Raw genomic sequence first — 19,478 nt, 5'->3', positions numbered from 1 at the left:
GGAATAGGCGTTCCATGGTTCGACACGCGCTTCGGCTCGGCATGGTTGGCGGCGGGGAGGGTGCCTTTATCGGCGCGGTCCATCGCATGGCGGCGGCGCTCGACGGCGACTGGCAGCTCGTCGCGGGTGCGTTCAGCACCGATGCGGGGCGCAACCAGCGGACCGGCGACGCGCTCGGCCTGGTGCCGCAGCGCGTCTATGCCTCGTTCGATGCGATGCTGGCGGGCGAACGGGCGCTGCCCGAGGGCGAGCGGATCGACGCGGTTGCCGTCGTGACGCCCAACCATCTCCATGCCCCGATGGCGATCGCGGCGCTGGAGGCGGGCTTCCACGTCTTCTGCGAGAAGCCGATGGCGATGAGCGTCGCGGAGGCCGAGGCGATCGGCGCGGCGGCCAAGGCCAGTGGACGCCATTTCGCGCTCGCCTTCACCTATAGCGGCTATCCGCTGGTCGAGGAGGCGCGGGCGCGGATCGCGCGGGGCGATCTTGGCGCGATCCGGCTGGTCCAGGTCGAGTATCTCCAGGGCTGGCTCAGCCGGCCGATCGACGAGCAGGGCAACAAGCAGGCGGAGTGGCGCACCGATCCGGCGCGCGCCGGGCTCGGCGGCTGCCTGGGCGATATCGGCACGCATGCCTTCCAGCTCGCCGAGCATGTCTCGGGGCTGCGGGTGGACTCCGTGTCCGCCGAGCTGACTACCCATGTGCCGGGCCGCCGGCTCGACGACGATGTCAGCGCGCTGCTGCGCTTTACGGGCGGTGCGCGCGGCACGCTCAAGGCGAGCCAGGTCGCGGCCGGCGAGGAGAATGGGCTCAAGCTGCGCATCCATGGCGAGCAGGGCGGGCTGGAATGGGCGCAGATGGAGCCGAACACGCTGACCCTGCGCTGGCTCGACCGGCCGGCGGAGATCGTGCGCGCCGGCGGGCCGGGCCTGCAGGACAGCACGGCAGCGCTGCTGCGCACGCCCTCGGGCCATCCCGAGGGTTATGTCGAGGCCTTTGCCAACCTCTATCGTGCCTTTGCCGCTGCGATCCGAGGCGATGGCGACCGCTGGTTTCCCGGCGTCGCCGATGGACTTCGAACAATGCGTTTCATCGAGGCGGTCGTCGCCAATGCGGCGTCGGACGCGAAATGGACAATGGTTGATCCGGGAGAGAAAGAATGAAGCTTCTCGTGTGCCTGGGAGCGTTGAGTGCCGCTGGGGCGGCCCAGTTCTTCGTCAGCGTACCCACTGTCGCGCAGACCGCGGCCCCCACCGCGCCGCCGCCAGCATTCAATGCCTGCCGCGCCTGCCATACGGTGGAAAAGGGCGGCAGGAACGGCGTCGGGCCCAATCTCTACGGCGTGGTCGGGCGGACTGCGGGTGCGACGCCGGGCTTCAACTATTCGCCGGCGATGAAGAACTCGAAGCTGCGCTGGGACGAGAAGACGCTCGATGAGTATCTCGCCGGGCCGGGCAAGAAGGTCCCCGGCTCGCGGATGCCGATCGGCATGCCCGATCCGGCCAAGCGTGCCGCGATCATCGCCTTCCTGAAGGCCGGGAGCGGCAAGTGACCGGCGCGGTCACCCGCCGGACGGTGCTCGCGGCCGGGGCCGTGGGTGCTGCATCCTCGGCGATGGCGATGGGCGGAAGTACGGGCGGGCAAGGCTCGAACGCCGCCTATTTCTCGCTCGGCTATGCGCCGCACGAGGGCAGCTTCGCCAGCCGCGGCGGTCTGTTCGAGCAGATCGCCTATGCCGCCGACCAGGGCTTCAGGGCCTGGGAGGACAATGAGGCGCGCAGTCGCCCGGTGGCCGAGCAGGAGAAGATGGCCAAGGTCTTCGCCCAGCGCGGCATGAAGATGGGCGTCTTCGTCGCCAGCATGCCGAAATGGGCGCAGTCGCGGCCGCTGCTCGGCGGCAGTGACGATGCCGAGCGCGAGGCGTTCCTTGCCGATATCCGCACCTCGATCGACGTCGCCAAGCGGCTCAACGCCACGCGCATGACGGTGGTCACCGGCTTCCTCGATCAGAAGGTGCCGCTCGACATCCAGACCGCGCGGGTCATCGACGTGATGCGCAAGGCCGGCGACATCGTCGCCCCGCACGGGATCGCGATGGTGATGGAGCCGCTGAATACGCGGACCAACCATCCGGGCGTCTACATGCAGACGATCGCGCAGGGCTTCGCCGTCGCGCGCGGGGTGAACAGTCCGGCGGTGAAGATCCTGGCGGACCTCTATCACGAGCAGATCCAGTCGGGGAACCTGATCCCGGCGCTGGAGATGTGCTGGAGCGAGATCGGTTATCTGCAGTTCGGCGACAATCCGGGCCGCAACGAGCCGGGGTCGGGCGAGATCAACTATGCCTCGATCGTCCGTTGGCTCCGCGCGCGGCGCTATGACGGCGTGATCGGCATGGAGCATGGCAATTCGGTGAAGGGCCGGGCCGGCGAGGACCGGCTGATCGCGGCCTATCGCAAGATCGATACACAGGGAGAGGGACTATGACGCGCATGCGCATGGCGGGATGCGTTGCCGCCGGCTTGATCGCGATCACGGGCGCATTCGCCTTCGCGCAGGAGAAGCCCGGCTTCAAGGACACGCCGCAGCTGCCGGACGGCAAATGGCTCGTCCATGATGCCGACCGGCCCGCGCCGACGGTGACCACGCCGGCGGCGGCACCGGGCGGCGCGCCTTCCGACGCGATCGTGCTGGCACCTGATGCCTGGCAGGCCGAGACGGCGCCCTGGCAGGTCGCGGGCGGCGTGATGACGGTGCCGGCGCGCGCGGAGGGCGCGAAGGAGAGCAACCTCGTCTCGAAGCAGAGCTTCGGCGACGTCCAGCTCCATCTCGAGTTTCGCTCGCCCAATCCGCCCAAGGGCAATTCGCAGGATCGCGGCAACAGTGGCGTCTGGTTCATGCAGCGCTACGAGGTGCAGATCCTCGATGGCTATCAGAACCCGACCTATGCCGATGGCACGGTCGGCGCGGTCTATGGCTGGAAGCCACCGCTGGTGAATGCCGCGCGCAAGCCCCGCGAGTGGCAGAGCTACGACATCATCTTCGAGCGGCCGCGCTTCGCGGCGGACGGCAAGCTGGTGCGCCCGGCCTATGTCACTGCGCTCCTGAACGGCGTGGTGGTGCAGAACCACCAGGCGCTGCTCGGCACGACGATCTGGCGCAAGGTCGCCAGCTACCAGGCGCATGGTGATGCGGCGCCGCTGCAGCTGCAGGATCACGGTTCGCCGGTCTCGTACCGCAACATCTGGGTGCGCCCGCTGCCCGAGGCGGCGATCGCGCAGGACCTGCCGGGAGGCGCGAAGTGATCGACCGGAGAACCGCGCTTGCCGGGGTCGTCGCCATGTTCGGCGCGGCGACCTTCGCGCCGCTCGCCCGCGCCGCCGGTGCGGGCAAGGCTTCGAACATCCCGGTGATCAGCGAGGGGCCGCCGAGCGTGGCGGTGTTCACGCCCGCGCAGCGCGCGCTGATGACCGCGCTCAGCGAGCGCATCCTGCCGGCCACGGATACGCCGGGCGCGATCGCGGCAGGCGTTCCGGCGTTCATCGAGAAGATGCTGGCGGACTGGGCGCGGCCGACCGACCGGGTGCCGATCCTCGCCGGGCTCGACGCGATCGAGGCGCGCAGCCAGCAGGATTACAAGGTGTCCGGCGCGCAGGCGACGGCGGAGCAGCAGGACGCGCTGCTCACCCTCGCGATGAACGGCCAGCTGCCCTCGGGCGGCGTGTTCTTCGAAGCGTTCCGGCAGCTCGTCATCGCCGGCTACTACACGTCCGAAGTCGGCATCACGCAGGAGCGCGAATATCTGCCGGTGCCGGGCGAGTATAACGGCGCGTTTCCCTATTCTCAGGTCAACAAGGTGTATTCCGCATGATGATCAGCCGCAGGAATCTGCTCGCCGGCGCGGGCGGCGTCGCAGCACTTTCGCTTGCCGACTTCGCGATCGCACGGGCATCCGCCGCGCAATTGAAGGCGATCGGCCTCCAGCTCTATACGGTCCGCGAGATCTTCCAGAAGGACCCGGTCGGCACGCTCGAGCAGGTCGCGCGGATCGGCTATCGCGAGGTCGAGTTTGGCGGTGGCGGCTATGACACCATGGATCATGCGCTGCTGCGCAGGACGATGGACCGGCTCGGCCTAAAGTCGCCGTCGCTGCACATCGGCTATGACGCGCTGCTCGGGCAGTTCGACAAGTCGGTGGCGATGGCGAAGACGCTCGGCGCCGGCACGGTGGTGCTGCCCTACATGACCGACGAGCACCGCACCGAGCAGGGCTGGAGTGCGGCGCTGCCGAACTTCAATCGCTTCGCCAAGGACCTGAAGAAAGCCGGGCTCGGCTTCGCCTATCACAACCATGATTTCGAGTTCACCACGAAGCCGGGCGGCATCAGCCTGTACGAGCGGTTCCTCAAGGAGACTGATCCGGCGCTCGTGAAGGTCGAGCTCGATCTCTACTGGGCGGCGCATGCCGGCGAGGATCCCGGCGCGCTGATCGATCGCCTGTCGAAGCGGCTCTATGCCTATCATGTGAAGGACATGCGTGCCGATCGCAGCATGACCGCAGTGGGGCAGGGGACGATCGATTTCGCCGCGCTCTTCAAGCGGAAGGGCAGCGCCGGCGTCCAGCATTTCTATGTCGAGAATGATCAGGCGCCGGCGCCCTATCTGCCCGACATCACCACCAGCTTCCAGACGCTGCGCGCGCTGCGTTTCTGATCAGGGTTCGGGAGGGAAGAACATGGCTTCGACCAACAGGTTCGATGCGATCGTCATCGGTTCCGGCGTAAGCGGCGGGTTCGCCGCCAAGGAGCTTACCGAAAAGGGACTGCGCGTCCTCATGCTCGACCGGGGCGTGATGGTCGAGCACGGGGAAGGCTATACCTATGACGGCAAGCCGGCGTTCGAGGTGCCGGCGCGCAACATGATGCCGCCGGGCCTGCGCGACAGCGACTATTTCATCGCCAAGCACGGCTATGTGCAGCCGAGCAACCGGGCCTTCTACAATGACGACCGGCTGAACCCCTATGCCTTTGACGAAGGCAGCAAATTCTACTGGATCCGGCCCGGTGCGGTCGGCGGCAAATCGCTGATCTGGGGGCGGTGGACCTTCCGCTGGAGTCCGGCCGATTTCGAGGCGAACAAGCGTGACGGGATCGATGGCGACTGGCCGATCCGCTATGACGACCTCGCGCCCTGGTACAGCTATGTCGAGAAATATATCGGCGTGTCCGGATCGCGCGAGAACCTGCCCTATCTGCCGGACAGCGAATTCCAGCCGCCGATGCCGATGAACATCGCGGAGAAATGGCTCAAGCAGCGGCTGGAGAGCGAGTTTCCGGGGCGCAAGCTGATCAACACGCGCCTGTCCAACATGACCGAGGACAAGCCCGATCAGAACCGGACCAAGTGCCAGTTCCGCAACCAATGCGGCAATGGCTGCTCGTTCGGCGCCTATTTCTCGACCCAGGCGGTGACGCTGCCGGCGGCGCGGGCGACCGGGCGGCTGACGCTGCGTGCCGATGCGGTGGTGACCAACCTCGAATATGACGCCGCGAAGAAGCGCGTCACCGGGGTCCGGTTCATCGACGCGAAGACCGGGCAGGCGGAAGTGGTCAATGCCGGGCTGGTCTTCCTCTGCGCCTCGGCGATGGCATCGAACCAGATCCTGCTCAACTCGCGGCCAGCGGGCAGCGGGCGTAGCCATTTCGACAGCAGCGGGACGCTCGGCAAATATGTGATGGACCACATCTTCCGGGTGTCGATCGATGGCGACATCCCGGGGATGGAAGAGTTCATCGAATATGGCCGGCGGCCCGGCGGGGTCTATATTCCCCGCTTCCGCAACAATGGCGGGGACGAGGGCGTCGGCTTCAAGCGCGGCTATGGCTATCAGGGCAGCGCGCGGCGCGAGCCGTCGCCGCCGGTGGGCTTCGGCGCGTCGATGAAGCACGGGATGCGCAAATATGGCGGGTGGAAGTTCGGCATGGGCGCGTTCGGCGAATGCCTGCCCTATGAGGACAATCACGTCTCGCTGCATCCCGACAAGGTCGATCGCTTCGGGGTGCCGCTGATGCGCTTCGACGTGCGCTTCCGCGAGAATGAGCTGCGGATGATGGCGGACGCGCGGACACAGGGCGAGGCGATGCTCAAGGCCGCGGGGCTGACCAACGTCAAGAGCTATGAGGACGAGCACGTCCCCGGCGACGCCATCCACGAGATGGGTGGCGCGCGTATGGGCGCCGATCCGCGTTCCTCGGTCCTGAACAAGTGGAGCCAGGCGCACGACGCCGAGAATCTCTACGTCACCGACGGCGCTCAGATGGCATCCGTATCCTGCGTGAACCCCTCGCTGACCTTCATGGCGCTCACGGCGCGGGCGGCGGATCACGCCGTCAAGCAACTCGCGAGCGGGTGAGGCTGCTTCCTTCCGGCTCGCATTGAGGGCCGGGAGAGGTCTGCCAATCTAGTTGATCCGTGCCGGTGCGCTTCCATGGAGCGTGCCGGCACGGATCGTTTTGGCTTGCGGCCAGGCCGGCCGCGCCGAATCTCGCGCGTGTCCTTCCGCGACGAGTGCTTCGCGCCATTCGATCCTGCAAGAAGCGGTCGAAATCCGATTTTCGCCGACCCGAAAACCAGCGGCAAAATGTCCGTCGAGGCACCGCGGGGCATCGATCTGATTTATCAGGAGAATTGGCGCAGGCGGACAACTGGGCGCGTCGGCCTGCGCCTCGAGTGCGCGAGTTCATTTGACAAAATGATTTATTTAATCGAAGTTCCGACTCGTTACCGCCGCAAAGGCGGAACGCAATGAACGGTGGAGATGCCGTTCTCTTGGAGAGGATAGATGGGGCCTTCCGTTCTGCGGGCCGGGGATCGCGCACGTCGCCGCGCGATCGGCAATCTCGTACATCGCCGTGTAACGCGTTTCGCCGCATTGGCCGGAGCGGCATCGCTGCTGGCCATCGGGTCATCGGGGATGGCGCAGGATTCCGGACGTGCGGATGCGGGGCAGGCCCCCGTGGACATCGCCAACCCGCTGGTGGGTACGGCGCCGCTGGACAATCCCGAGTTCATCGGCAACGCGCCGCCCGCAGGCGAACCACTCTATTCCGGCCTGACTTCACCCGGTGCGCGCCTGCCGCACAGTGCAGTCGAGGCCGCACCGGTCAATTCGAATGTCGAGCTGAGCTATCCCTGGGGCGTAGCGACCCCATACTATTACACCAATCCCACGATGATCGGTTTCACCGGTGGCGGCGGCCCTACCTATGGTGCGCGCGCCACGCCGATGCTGATGCCGATCGTCGGCGACTGGACGGTGCCGCCGGTCTATACCGAGGCCTGGTACGACAAGGCGCATGAAGTCGCGGCGCCGGGCTATTATTCGGTGTTCCTCGACAGCTTCAAGACGAAGGTCGAGCTGACCGCGACGCAGGCGACCTCGCTGATGCGGTTCACCTTCCAGGCGACCGAGCGGGCGCATGTGATCCTGAACCTGCAGGGGCGGGGCGGCCAGGTCGAAGTGGTCGGCGACCGTACGGTGCGCGGCATCATTGGCGACCGCAACGACAACGATGCGCGCGATGGACGCTATTTCGTCGCGGAATTCTCCAAGCCCTTCAAGCGTTTCGGCACTTTTCGCAAGGCTCCGGGCAATGCCCGCGGCTATGGCATCGGCGACAAGGACGTGCAGCCCGATGCCCGGCAGATCGAGGGGGCGTTCGCCGGCAGTTATGCCGATTTCACCACGCGCGACGGCGAGCGGGTGCTGGTCCGCATCGCGTACGGCCCGAGCTACGAGGCGGCGACGCGGCGGCTGCGGCAGGAAAGCCCGGACTGGAATTTCGACCGCATCCGTGGTGCCGCGCGCGCCGAATGGGCGAAGCTCCTCGACCGCGTCCGGGTGAGCGGCGGCACCGAGAAGCAGCGGATGCTGTTCTATTCGACGCTGTTCCAGTCCTTCGCCAGCCCGCGGCTGGTGGCGCGAAAGGGCGAGCATTTCACCGATACGAACGGCAAGACTCAGGTCGCCAGCTATGACCGCTACGGCCCGGTGCCCTTCTGGGATACCGGCCGCAACCAGATCGTGCTGCTCGAGCTGCTCGAGCCCGAACTGACCCGCGACGTGATGCAGTCCGAGCTCGACATGGCCCGCGAGCGCGGGTTCATGAACACCTCGTTCCACGGCGACAATGCGGTGTTCCTCTATCTCGGCGCGATGCGGCGTGGCATCGCGTTCGACTATGCGGCAGCGTACGAGTATCTCCGCAAGAATGCGCTGGATCCCAAGGGGCCGCGCCACTTCCTCGACGAATATATGGCGCGCGGCTGGATCTCGGACGTGGTGCCGGACCGCAACCCGAGTCCGCCCCATGCGGACGGCAAGGCGGGTGCTGCCAAGACGCTCGAATATGCCTGGGACGACGCCGCGCTCGCCGATATGGCCGAGCGACTGGGCAAGCCGCAGGATGCCACGCTGTTCCGCAAGCGCGCGGGCAACTGGCGCAACGTGTTCGACCGCTCGATCGGCTTTGTCCGCGGGCGGACCGAGGACGGCAAGTGGTTCACACCCTTCGATCCGGCCGAGCCCTATTACAACCACATGATGAAGGAGGCGTCGGGCTGGTCGACCCTGTGGCTGGTGCCGCAGGACGTGCAGGGGTTGATCACCGCGCTGGGTGGCCGGGCCGCGTTCAACGCCAAGCTCGATGAATTCTTCACCAGGCCCTACAACCCCACGGGCATCTGCCGCGACTGCACCGGCGTGATCGGCCAATATGTGCAGGGCAACCAGCCGGACCAGCAGGCCCCCTATCTCTATGCCTGGAGCGGCCAGCCCTGGAAGACCCAGGCGCTGTCGCGCCGCATCCTGCGCGACCTCTATGGCAGCGACGCCGCCGGCTATGGCTATCCGGGGATGGACGACCAGGGTGCGACTTCGTCCTGGTATGTGCTGAGCGCGCTGGGCTTCTACACGGTCGATCCGGCGAGCGACGTCTATGTGCTCGGCAGCCCGATCTTCGATCGCGCCACGCTCAGGATGGGCAATGGCAAGACGCTCGAGATCGTCGCGAAGAACAATTCGGCGACGAACCTCTACATCCAGTCCGCCACGCTGAACGGCAAAAGCTGGACCAAGCCGTGGTTCCGCCACGCCGACATCGCGAACGGCGCCGTGCTGGAACTGACCATGGGCGCGAAGCCCAACCCGGCCTGGGGCAGCAGCCCGGCCGATGCGCCGCCTTCGCTGAGCCGGCACTGAGGAGTTTGACGATGCGTACCATGATGCTCGCCCTGTTGCTGTCGGGTGCCGCGACCGAGGCACTGGCCCAGCAGGCGCCAGCTGCCCACGCGGATGCGACCTATACCGGCGGTGCGATGATTACCCGCTGGGGCCGCGATGTGACGCCGGAGAATGCCTGGCGCAGCTATCCGCGCCCGCAGCTCGAGCGCGAGAAGTGGCTGAACCTCAATGGCCAGTGGGACTATGCCATCACCGGGGCGGCGGCGCCGATGCCGCAGCCGACCCAGATGGACGGCAAGATCCTGGTGCCCTTCGCCGTCGAATCCCGCCTGTCGGGCGTGGCGCGCAAGGTGCAGCCCGAGGACCGGGTCTGGTATCGCCGCAGCTTCACCGTGCCCGCCGACTGGGCCGGGCAGAATGTGATGCTCAATTTCGGCGCGGTCGATTTCGAGGCGCATGTCTGGGTGAACGGCGCGGTCGTCGGTGCGCACAAGGGCGGGTCGAGCCGCTTCGGCTTCGACATCACTCCGTATCTGAAGCCCGGGGCGAACGAGCTGGTCGTGCAGGTCGCCGACCCGACCAGCGCCGGCAGCCAGCCGCGTGGCAAGCAGCTGCTGAACCCGGACGGCATCTGGTACACGCCGGTCAGCGGCATCTGGCAGACCGTATGGCTCGAGCCGGTGCCCGCGCTGCACATCGCCGATGTGCGCGCGACGCCGGACATCGATCGCGGCACGGTGGAAGTCGATGTCGCGCTTTCGGCCTGGGCGAGCGACACCGACGCGGTGCGCCTGAGCGTGCGCTCGCAGGGCAAGACGATCGGCTCGACGATCATCCGCGCCAATCGCCATGCCAGCATCGCCATCCCCGACGCGCATCTGTGGTCGCCCGAGGACCCGTTCCTCTACGACCTGGTTGCCGAGCTGGTGACGGTGCGCGATCCCTATGCCGACCGGAAGGAGCGCGACCGCGCCGCCTATGACTCGCGCTTCACCGTGGGCGAGGGGCAGGCCTATGCCGCCGCGCAGGTGGAAGGCGCCGCGCGCGACATCGCCAAGGCCTATTTCGCGATGCGCAAGGTCTCGGTCGGGCCGGGCAGGGTACATGGCCAGCCGGCGCTGCTGCTCAACAACAGGCCCTATTTCCACAATGGCGTGCTCGACCAGGGCTGGTGGCCGGACGGGCTGCTGACCCCGCCTTCCGAAACCGCGATGCGCTACGACCTGGAGTTTCTGAAGAAGGCGGGCTTCAACATGGTCCGCAAGCACATCAAGGTCGAGCCGGACCGCTATTACTACGACGCCGATCGCATGGGCATGCTGATCTGGCAGGACATGCCCTCGGGCGGCGGCGAGGATCAGTTCCTCGCCGGCACCAGCCAGAGCCAGGCGGTATTGTCGTCCGAAGTGATGGCGCAGCAGCAGTTCGAGCTGTCGCACATGATCGGCGACCTGCGTGCCTTCCCCTCGATCGTCCTGTGGGTCGTCAACAACGAGGGGTGGGGGCAATATGACTCCGCCACGCTCACCAGGTTCGTGCGCGGGATGGACCCGAGCCGGCTGGTCAATTCGGACAGCGGCTGGCTGGACGTGGCGGGCCGCGATTCCGACGTGTTCGACATCCACACCTATGAGGACGTGCCGCACACGCCGGCACGCCATAGCGACCGCGCCATCGTGCTCGGCGAATATGGCGGGGTGGGCTGGCCGATCGAGGGGCATCTGTGGCGCGACGACAAGCGTTGGAGCTACCAGGTCACTACCGATTCCAACGACTATCTCGCCCGCTATCGCCGCAAGTTCGACGAGGTGGTGCGGCAGGCGAAGGAGAATGGCCTGAGCGCGTCGGTCTACACCCAGACGACCGATGTGGAGGGCGAGATCAACGGCTTGCTCACCTATGATCGCGCGGTGGCCAAGGCTCCGGCGGAGGCGTTCGCCCGGATGGCCGCGCCGCTGTGGGACAAGCCGGAGCCGGCGGCGAAGGATGTGCCGCCGCCCAGGAAGCGCAAGCGCGGCTCATAAGGGCGCAAACGCGCAACAGCTGGTCGGGATAACGCCACGACCGCAACCGGATACAATTGACAAATTGATTTTAGTATTCTGATTTTGAAGCGCCTCAAGGGAATACCCAGGGCGCATAACATCGGGCCAGCGCCTGGCCCGAACTTGGAGAGGGAATAGGGGATGACTTTTCGTGCACGCACGCCATTGGCCGGTCGCAACCGGCTGATATGCCAACTGCTTGCATCGGCCAGCATCGCGATCACGATGAGCGGTGTGGCCCATGCCCAGGATGCCGCCCAGTCCGCACAGGACGCAGGGCAGGCACAGCAGGATGCGGGTGCCCAGGGTGGCGACATCATCGTCACCGGCTATCGCGGCTCGATCGAGAAGAGCCTCAACCAGAAGCGCGAGGCCAACGCCTTTGTCGACGTGATCACGGCCGAGGACATCGGCAAGTTCCCGGACAAGAACGTGGCGGACTCGCTGCAGCGCGTGCCGGGCGTCATCATCGATCGTGACGGCGGCGAAGGGAGCCGGGTCAGCATCCGCGGCCTCAGCTCCGACCTGACGCTGACCGAGCTCAACGGCAACTTCATCGCGTCGGCCGACAGCGGGGACCCCTCGCGCTCGTTCAACTATCTGCTGCTGCCCTCGACGCTGATCGGCAGCGTGGAAGTGTACAAGTCGCCTGAAGCGCGCCTCGATGAAGGCGGTGTTGGCGGCGTCATCATCAACCGCACGCGCAAGCCGTTCGACCTGAAGCCCTGGTCGGGCACCGTCTCCGCCGAAGGCACCTATTCGGACGTGACCAAGAAGGTCGAGCCGAACGTCTCCGGCCTGCTCTCCTGGCACAATGAGGACAAGACGCTGGGCTTCCTGGTCGGCGCCACCTATCAGGTGCGCACGAACCGCTCGCTCAGCGCCTCGGGCGACAGCTGGCACTGGTGGACCGACGACAAGGCCACCGATCCGGCGACCGACGTCAACGGCAAGACCTTCGCCAATGATTCTGCCATCGACTATTGGAACAGCGGCAACAACGCCGGCACCACCACGCGCGACGGCAAGCATTACAGCGGCTATTGGGCGCCCCAGTCGGTCAGCGAAACGATTATGGAGCAGAAGCGCAAGCGCCTGGGCATCCAGGCGACGGCGCAGATGAAGCCGTTCGACAATCTCGAGATCACGGCGAACTATTTTCGCTTCCAGCTGAACGGTGACTACACCCGCAGCAGCATCAAGATCCCCGAATGGGGCTATGGCAATTTCTTCACCGGCGCGACGTTCGACAAGAGCGGCACGGTCCTGACCGGCGCGACCTTCGAGGTTCCGCCCGAAGGCACCGGCTGCCGCGTTCCCGGCAACATGTGCACGATGGAAACCCCGGCACCGCAGGACACCTATGTCCGTGAGAAGAGCGTCTCCAACACCTATGAAGTGCGCGGCAACTGGGAACTCGGCCACCTGAACGTCGACTTCGTCTTCGGCAAGACCAAGGCGACCGGTGGCCCGTCGTTCCAGTTCTATGCCCAGGCCAAGCCGCGCAACGGCTCGGTCAACGGCAACTCGCTCAGCGCCTGGAACTTCACCGATCAGTCGATCGCGATGAACTTCTCGCCCAACGTGATCCAGAACATGCTGAACGGCGTGGCGCAGATCGACCTGGGTTCGACGGGTTCGGGCTTCACCAACAGCTCGCTCTCCCAGCGTTATGCCCAGGTCGACCTGACCCGGAAGTTCGACTCGCCCTTCTTCGACTCGATCCAGGTCGGCGCGAAGTGGCGCGATGCCGCCATCCACCGCGAGACCGGTCGCTTCGAATGGTATTCGGACGCCGCCAACACCCTGCGCTTCCAGGATACGCCGGGTGGCGCGCTGGCGCTGCCGGAGATCTTCTACCCGAGCTCGCTCGGCAACATCGCCGGCGGGTTCCAGACGAGCGCCTTCCCGGCGATCAACATCCGCAACTATATCGACTATCTGAACAAGACCTATAGCGGCCCGGTCCGCGTTCCCGAGCCGCAGAACGTCTACAACATCGGCGAGCGCATCTGGGCCGGCTATGGCCAGCTGAACTTCAAGACGAGCACGGTTCGCGGCAATATCGGCCTGCGCGTGGTGAATACCAAGCAGGACGGCACCTCGACCGACCGCATCACCTACGAGAACGAGTATTGCGTCAACGGACCGGGTGGCGCGTTCGACCCGAACAAGCCCGTGGGCGCGGACGGCAACTGCTCGGTGATCCCGGAATCGCAGCGCCAGCTCCGCGTGTTCAGCCCGAACTCGGAGAGCAAGACCTACACGGACTTCCTGCCGAGCTTCAACATCTCGTGGGACGTGACGCCGAACCTGCTGCTGCGTGCGGCGGCGTCGAAGGTGATCGCACGGCCGGGCTATGGCGACCTGGCGGGCTCGCGCGGCCTGACCTTCAACTCGGATGCATTCGTGTTCGACCGTGCCCAGTTCGGCGCGCGACCGGGCTGGTTCGGCGATGGCGGCAATTTCGACCTGAAGCCGTTCAACGCCTGGCAGTATGACTTCGGCGTGGAATGGTATTTCCACCGTGGCTCGGTGCTGGGCGCGACCCTGTTCCGCAAGGACGTGAAGGACTTCATCGTGCCGGTCGTGATCGACCTGCCGCAGGAAGTTGCCGGTCAGACGGTCACGGTCCAGCAATATGCGACCCAGGCCAATGGCTCGAGCGCCGTGTCGCAGGGTGTCGAAGTCTATGCCCAGCACACGCTGGACTTCGGCCTCGGCGCGCAGGTGAACTTCACCTACAACGACACCTCGATGGCGGACGTCGCGCTGAACGGGAAGAAGCTTGGTGAATCGCCCCTGGTGGGCAGCGCCAAGACCCAGCTCAATGCGTCGATCTTCTACGAGCACGGTCCGATCCTGGTGCGCGCTTCGTACAATCGCCGCGGCGAGGTGGTGCGCGGGCTGTCGTCCGGCCTGAACGTCTATGACGATCCCTATGAGCAGGTCGACCTCAACGCCGCGGTCGACGTCTTCAAGAACTTCCAGATCACCGGCTCGGTCATCAACCTGACCAAGTCGGAGCAGCGCCAGCACCTCGGCAACGACACGAAGGACCGGTTCATTTCGAACGTCTATTCGGGCCGTCGCTTCTATCTGGGCATGGCATACAAGTTCTGATCATCGAATGAGTCAGCCCCCTGACTCAGGAGGTGGCCCTTTCCCCCCGGGCCACCTCCACCCCCGTTCCGGCGGGGCAGGGGAGAGGACGACAATCATGCAGCCGTCGGGTCCCCTGAGGCCCGGCGGCCCATGACTTCGGGGTGGGGGAATAAGGGGACGGTCGCATGAACAAGATCCGGGCAGGCATCATCGCCGCCGCTGCCGCCATGATGACCGCGGGGATCGCCTGGGCGGCGAATCCGATCGTGAAGGGCTGGTACGCCGATCCCGAGATCCGTGTGTTCGGCGGCAAATACTGGATCTACCCGACCTATTCCGACGACTATGGCGCGCCGGACGTGACCAGGCGCTTCACGCCGCACCAGACGGAGCTGCGCAAGCAGAAGACGGTGCGTCCGTCCTATGTGCAGCAGACCTTCTTCAACGCCTTCTCGTCGCCCGACCTGGTCCACTGGACCAAGCACAGCCATGTCCTCGACGTCGAGAACATCGCCTGGGCGGGCTATGCGATCTGGGCGCCCTCCGTGCTCGAGCACAAGGGGCGCTACTACATGTTCTTCAGCGCCAACGACATCCAGAGCGATGCGGAGGTCGGCGGCATCGGCCTGGCGGTTTCGGACAAGCCGGGCGGGCCGTTCAAGGACGCGCTGGGCAAGCCGCTGATCGGCAAGTTCCACAATGGCGCGCAGCCGATCGACCCGTTCGTCTACCGCGACGACGACGGGAAGGTGTACCTCTTCTACGGCGGCTGGAAGCACTGCAACGTGGTGCAGCTGAGCGACGACCTTCGCTCGGTCGTCCCTTTCGCGGACGGCAGTAGCTACAAGGAAATCACGCCGCCCGGCTATGTCGAGGGTTCGTTCCTGATCAAGCGCAAGGGCGTCTATTACCTGATGTGGTCGGAGGGCGGCTGGACCGGCCCCGACTATAGCGTCGCCTATGCCACTGGGCCGACCGCGCTCGGGCCGTTCACCCCCAGGGGCAAGATCCTCGAACAGGACTTCAAGATCGCGCGCGGCGCGGGCCATCACTCGGTGGTCAACGTGCCCGGCACCGACGACTGGTACATCGTCTATCACCGCCGCCCGCTGGGCGACGACAAGGGCGAGCATCGCGAGATGGCGATCGACCGGATGGAATTCACCGCGGACGGCTCGATCAAGCCGGTGGTGATGACCAATGAAGGCGTGAAGCCGCGGCCGTTCAAGGCGCGGTAACGGACACGAGCACGTACGAAATCGAGCAGGGGAGTATTGGGATTGTGAGGAAGTTCATCGACGCGTGCTGCATCTCGGCAATGCTGCTCACCAGTGCGCTCGGCACGACCATGGCGCCGGCAATGGCGCAGACGGCGGAGCCTGCGCTGGTCGACCTGATCAACCCGCTGATGGGCACCGACAGCAGCTATGAGCTGTCCTATGGCAACACCTATCCGGCGGTGGCCGTGCCCTGGGGCATGAACTTCTGGACGCCGGTCACCGGCAAGATGGGCAACGGCTGGGGCTACACTTACAGCGCGCACAAGATCAACGCGATCAAGCAGACCCACCAGCCCAGCCCCTGGATGAACGACTATGCCGCGTTCGGCCTCTTCGCCGAGACCGGCCCGCTCAAGGTCAAGGAAGACGAGCGTGCCTCCTGGTACAGCCACAAGGCAGAGGAAGCGCGGGCCTATGGCTACAAGGTCTATCTCGCCGACTATGACGTGACCGCGGAAGTCACGCCGACCAACCGCGCCGCCAGTTTCCGCTTCACCTTCCCCAAGGCGGATGACGCGCACATCCTGATCGACGGCTATGCCGGCGGCTCGATGGTGAAGATCGACGCAGCGAACCGCCGCATCATCGGCTATGTCCGCAACAATCACGGCGGCGTGCCGAGCAACTTCCACAATTACTTCGTCGCCCAGTTCGACAAGGATTTCGAAGTCACCCGCACCTGGGACGACAACGGCCAGGTCTCGGGCGCCAATGCCAGCGAAGGCGATCATGTCGGCGCGGTGGTGAGCTTCAAGACGCGTGCCGGCGAGGAGGTCAACGTCAAGGTCGCCTCGTCCTTCATCAGCCCTGAACAGGCCGCGCTCAACCTCGCTCGCGAGCTGGGCAAGGACAGCTTCGACCAGACCCAGGCCAAGGCGCGGGCGGAATGGGAGAAGGAACTCTCCAAGGTCCAGGTGAGCGATCCGAACCTCGACAATCGCCGCACCTTCTACTCGGCGATGTACCGCATGCTGCAGTTCCCGCGCATGTTCCACGAGGTGAATGCCGCCGGAAAGACCGTCCACTACAGCCCCTATGACGGCAAGGTGCACGACGGCTTCCTCTACACCGACAATGGCTTCTGGGACACGTGGCGCGCGGTCTTCCCCTGGTTCGCGCTGATGAACCCGGAGCGCGACAGCGAGATCATGCAGGGGCTGGTCAACACCTACAAGGAATCCGGCTGGCTGCCCGAATGGGCGAGCCCGGGGCACCGCGACGTGATGATCGGCTCCAACTCGGCCAATCTGATCGCCGATGCCTATCTCAACGGCGTGCGCGGCTTCGACGTCGAGACGCTGTACGAGGCGATGGTCAAGAACGCGACCACCTCGGAAGGGCGTCCCCGCGACAAGCGCGGCAACGTCGTCGGCGCGGTCGGCCGCGAGGGCGTCGAATATTACAACAAGCTCGGCTACGTCCCCTATGACGTGGGCATCAACGAGAATGCCGCGCGCACGCTCGAATATGCCACCGCCGACTTCTCGCTCTCCCGGCTCGCCGCCGCACTGGGCAAGACCGAGGACGCGAAGAAATACGCGGCGCAGGCGCAGAACTATCGCAAGCTGTTCGACCAGGAGACCGGCTGGATGCGCGGTCGCAACCAGGACGGCAGCTGGTCCAAGCCGTTCAATCCCTACAAATGGGGCGATGCCTTCACCGAGGGCAATTCGCTCCATTACAGCTGGTCGGTGATGCAGGACGTGCAGGGCCTGATCGACCTGATGGGCGGCGACCGGAAGTTCACCGACCGACTGGACTCGATCTTCTCGACCCGCCCGATCTTCGACGACAGCTATTATGGCCAGGTGATCCACGAGATCCGCGAGATGCAGATCGTCAACATGGGCCAGTACGCCCATGGCAACCAGCCGATCCAGCATATGATCTACCTCTATGACTGGGCCGGCCAGCCGTGGAAGGCGCAGGCGCATGTCCGCGACGTGATGAAGAAGCTCTATTCGGCCGCGCCCGACGGCTATCCGGGCGACGAGGACAACGGCCAGACCTCGGCCTGGTACGTCTTCTCGGCGCTGGGCTTCTATCCGGTGACGCCGACGGTGGGGCAATATGCGATCGGCAGCCCGCTGTTCCGCAATGTCCGCCTGACCATGCCGGGCGGCAAGCTGCTCAACATCGAGTCCGCCAACAACGGCGACAAGAATGTCTACATCCAGTCGGTCACTCTGAACGGCAAGGCGCACGACAAGCCCTGGTTCTCGCGCGAGGAGCTGCAGGGCGGCGGCACGCTGCGCTTCGTGATGGGGCCGAACCCGAACACCAAATGGGGCACGGCCAAGTCGAATGCGCCCTTCTCGATGAGCGCACCGGCGGCGCGCTGAACAACAAGAACGGGAGAGGGTGATGAAGCGTCGTGAGGTGATGATGGGGGCAGGCGCGCTGGCGATGTCGGCGGCCCTGCCCGTGCGGGCGCTGGCGGCGGCCGGGCAGGCGGAGGGATTCGTATCGAAGCGGCCGCCGGTCGCTCAGCGCGGGTTCGTCAGCAAAGCGGTGGAGGCAGAAATCAAGGCGGTGAAGGCGAAGATCGCCGATCCCGAACTCGCCTGGCTGTTCGAGAATTGCTACCCGAACACGCTGGACACCACGGTGCGGCTCGGCACGGTGGACGGCAAGCCCGATACCTTCGTCATCACCGGCGACATCGACGCGATGTGGTTGCGCGACAGCTCGGCCCAGCTCCAGACCTATGTCCATCTGACGCCCAGGGACGCCGATCTGCGCCGTGTCTTCCAGGGCGCGATCCAGCGCCAGGCGCGCTGCATCCTGATCGATTCCTACGCCAACGCCTTCACCCCGGACCCGACCGCCAAGTCGAACCTGTCGGCGGTGAACGACAGGACCGACATGAAGCCGGGCGTCGCCGAGCGGAAATGGGAGATCGACTCGCTCGCCTATACGATGCGCCTCGCCCACAGCTACTGGACCGCGACGCGCGACAAGACGCCGTTCGACGCGCTCTGGGCGCAGGGCGCGGCGCGGGCGGTGGCGACCTTCCGCGAGCAGCAGCGCAAGGATGGACCCGGCCCGTACCATTTCCAGCGCGTCGATCCCTCGCCGACCGAAACGCTGATGTTCGGCGGCTTCGGCGCGCCGACCCGCAAGGTCGGGCTGATCCATTCGGGCTTCCGCCCCTCGGATGATGCCTGTGTCTTCCCTTTCCTGATCCCGTCGAACCTGTTCGCGGTCTCCGCGCTCAGGATGCTCGCCCAGGTGCACAACGAGGCGCGCGGCGACACCGCGGCGGCGCAGGACGCGCTGGCGCTCGCCGCGGAAGTCCAGGCGGCACTCGACGCGCATGGCAAGATGCCGGACGGGAAGGGCGGCCAGGTCTGGGCCTTCGAAGTCGATGGCTATGGCAATGCCATCTTCATGGACGACGCCAACGTCCCCAGCCTGTCGGGCCTGCCGCTGCTCGGCGCCGCCGACAAGCGCGACCCGCTCTACGTTCGTACCGCTGCGCTCGCCTGGAGCGAACGCAATCCCTATTTCTTCAAGGGCAAGTTCGGCGAAGGGATCGGCGGGCCGCATATCGGCATGGACATGATCTGGCCGATGTCGCTGATCACCCGCGCGCTGATCCACGAAGATGACGCGACGGTGGCCCAGTGCCTCAAATGGCTCAAGGCCTCGCATGGCGGCACCGGCTTCATGCACGAGAGCTTCCACAAGGATGATCCCGCCAACTTCACGCGGAGCTGGTTCGCCTGGGCCAATGGCCTGTTCGGCGACCTCATCCTCGACATCGCCCGGCGCAAGCCGGCGCTGCTCGCGCAGAAGCTCTAGGGA

Annotated in this window: 14 protein-coding genes; all 14 read left to right on the top strand. The window is 65.6% G+C overall.

The features are described 5' to 3' along the window. The first annotated feature begins 14 nt into the window (after positions 1-14). The 14 genes from AC1RJ5_RS05620 (at position 15) to AC1RJ5_RS05555 (ending at position 19,475) form a co-directional block, all read left to right on the top strand. Positions 15-1,163 carry a Gfo/Idh/MocA family protein gene (locus AC1RJ5_RS05620; RefSeq protein ID WP_493112171.1) on the top strand — a complete coding sequence of 383 codons (1,149 nt, stop codon included), beginning with the start codon at positions 15-17 and terminating at the stop codon, positions 1,161-1,163. Next, positions 1,160-1,552, top strand: a complete 393-nt coding sequence (locus tag AC1RJ5_RS05615) for a c-type cytochrome (RefSeq protein ID WP_269574750.1) — start codon at positions 1,160-1,162, stop codon at positions 1,550-1,552. Before AC1RJ5_RS05620 ends, AC1RJ5_RS05615 begins: the two co-directional genes overlap by 4 nt. After that, positions 1,549-2,487 (top strand): hydroxypyruvate isomerase family protein, encoded by a 939-nt coding sequence (locus AC1RJ5_RS05610; RefSeq protein ID WP_269574751.1) that lies wholly within the window; start codon positions 1,549-1,551, stop codon positions 2,485-2,487. Before AC1RJ5_RS05615 ends, AC1RJ5_RS05610 begins: the two co-directional genes overlap by 4 nt. Next, complete coding sequence (locus AC1RJ5_RS05605) at positions 2,484-3,305, top strand: 3-keto-disaccharide hydrolase (RefSeq protein ID WP_493112168.1); 822 nt, start codon at positions 2,484-2,486, stop codon at positions 3,303-3,305. Before AC1RJ5_RS05610 ends, AC1RJ5_RS05605 begins: the two co-directional genes overlap by 4 nt. After that, positions 3,302-3,871, top strand: a complete 570-nt coding sequence (locus tag AC1RJ5_RS05600; RefSeq protein ID WP_493112166.1) for a gluconate 2-dehydrogenase subunit 3 family protein — start codon at positions 3,302-3,304, stop codon at positions 3,869-3,871. The genes AC1RJ5_RS05605 and AC1RJ5_RS05600 overlap by 4 nt, the downstream gene beginning before the upstream one ends. Then, positions 3,868-4,713, top strand: coding sequence for a sugar phosphate isomerase/epimerase family protein (locus AC1RJ5_RS05595; RefSeq protein ID WP_493112164.1), 846 nt, complete (start codon positions 3,868-3,870; stop codon positions 4,711-4,713). Before AC1RJ5_RS05600 ends, AC1RJ5_RS05595 begins: the two co-directional genes overlap by 4 nt. Before the next feature lie 22 nt (positions 4,714-4,735). Next, complete coding sequence (locus tag AC1RJ5_RS05590) at positions 4,736-6,412, top strand: GMC family oxidoreductase (RefSeq protein ID WP_493112162.1); 1,677 nt, start codon at positions 4,736-4,738, stop codon at positions 6,410-6,412. A 75-nt stretch (positions 6,413-6,487) separates the two neighbouring features. After that, a complete protein-coding gene (locus AC1RJ5_RS05585) occupies positions 6,488-6,808 on the top strand; it encodes a hypothetical protein (protein ID WP_493112160.1) in 321 nt (106 codons plus the stop codon). Between the two features lie 165 nt (positions 6,809-6,973). Beyond that, on the top strand, positions 6,974-9,259 hold the full coding sequence (locus AC1RJ5_RS05580; RefSeq protein ID WP_493112158.1) for a GH92 family glycosyl hydrolase: 2,286 nt from the start codon (positions 6,974-6,976) through the stop codon (positions 9,257-9,259). Positions 9,260-9,270: 11 nt separating this feature from the next. Continuing rightward, the gene (locus AC1RJ5_RS05575) at positions 9,271-11,265 is read left to right on the top strand and encodes a glycoside hydrolase family 2 protein (protein WP_493112156.1); all 1,995 of its coding nucleotides are present in this window, start codon (positions 9,271-9,273) and stop codon (positions 11,263-11,265) included. Between the two features lie 162 nt (positions 11,266-11,427). Then, the gene (locus AC1RJ5_RS05570) at positions 11,428-14,409 is read left to right on the top strand and encodes a TonB-dependent receptor (protein ID WP_269574759.1); all 2,982 of its coding nucleotides are present in this window, start codon (positions 11,428-11,430) and stop codon (positions 14,407-14,409) included. 167 nt (positions 14,410-14,576) lie between these two features. Further along, entirely contained in the window at positions 14,577-15,629 is a 1,053-nt protein-coding gene (locus tag AC1RJ5_RS05565) for a glycoside hydrolase family 43 protein (protein ID WP_493112153.1), read from the top strand. Between the two features lie 56 nt (positions 15,630-15,685). Then, positions 15,686-18,013, top strand: a complete 2,328-nt coding sequence (locus tag AC1RJ5_RS05560) for a GH92 family glycosyl hydrolase (RefSeq protein WP_493114651.1) — start codon at positions 15,686-15,688, stop codon at positions 18,011-18,013. A 22-nt stretch (positions 18,014-18,035) separates the two neighbouring features. Further along, positions 18,036-19,475 (top strand): glycoside hydrolase family 125 protein, encoded by a 1,440-nt coding sequence (locus AC1RJ5_RS05555; RefSeq protein WP_493112151.1) that lies wholly within the window; start codon positions 18,036-18,038, stop codon positions 19,473-19,475. Positions 19,476-19,478: the final 3 nt, after the last annotated feature.

This window comes from Sphingomonas sp. GW822-FHT03G08 (assembly GCF_058801135.1).
Note: the sequence above shows the minus strand (reverse complement) of the source record. Positions and strands in the feature narration are given on the sequence as shown.

Excerpts from the sequence above, each read along its gene's own strand:
- AC1RJ5_RS05620 (WP_493112171.1), top strand. The coding sequence starts at position 15 with ATGGTTCGACACGCGCTTCGGCTCGGCATGGTTGGCGGCGGGGAGGGT.
- AC1RJ5_RS05595 (WP_493112164.1), top strand. The coding sequence starts at position 3,868 with ATGATGATCAGCCGCAGGAATCTGCTCGCCGGCGCGGGCGGCGTCGCA.
- AC1RJ5_RS05570 (WP_269574759.1), top strand. The coding sequence starts at position 11,428 with ATGACTTTTCGTGCACGCACGCCATTGGCCGGTCGCAACCGGCTGATA.
- AC1RJ5_RS05580 (WP_493112158.1), top strand. The coding sequence starts at position 6,974 with ATGGCGCAGGATTCCGGACGTGCGGATGCGGGGCAGGCCCCCGTGGAC.
- AC1RJ5_RS05605 (WP_493112168.1), top strand. The coding sequence starts at position 2,484 with ATGACGCGCATGCGCATGGCGGGATGCGTTGCCGCCGGCTTGATCGCG.
- AC1RJ5_RS05585 (WP_493112160.1), top strand. The coding sequence starts at position 6,488 with ATGGAGCGTGCCGGCACGGATCGTTTTGGCTTGCGGCCAGGCCGGCCG.
- AC1RJ5_RS05615 (WP_269574750.1), top strand. The coding sequence starts at position 1,160 with ATGAAGCTTCTCGTGTGCCTGGGAGCGTTGAGTGCCGCTGGGGCGGCC.
- AC1RJ5_RS05565 (WP_493112153.1), top strand. The coding sequence starts at position 14,577 with ATGAACAAGATCCGGGCAGGCATCATCGCCGCCGCTGCCGCCATGATG.
- AC1RJ5_RS05555 (WP_493112151.1), top strand. The coding sequence starts at position 18,036 with ATGAAGCGTCGTGAGGTGATGATGGGGGCAGGCGCGCTGGCGATGTCG.
- AC1RJ5_RS05575 (WP_493112156.1), top strand. The coding sequence starts at position 9,271 with ATGCGTACCATGATGCTCGCCCTGTTGCTGTCGGGTGCCGCGACCGAG.
- AC1RJ5_RS05590 (WP_493112162.1), top strand. The coding sequence starts at position 4,736 with ATGGCTTCGACCAACAGGTTCGATGCGATCGTCATCGGTTCCGGCGTA.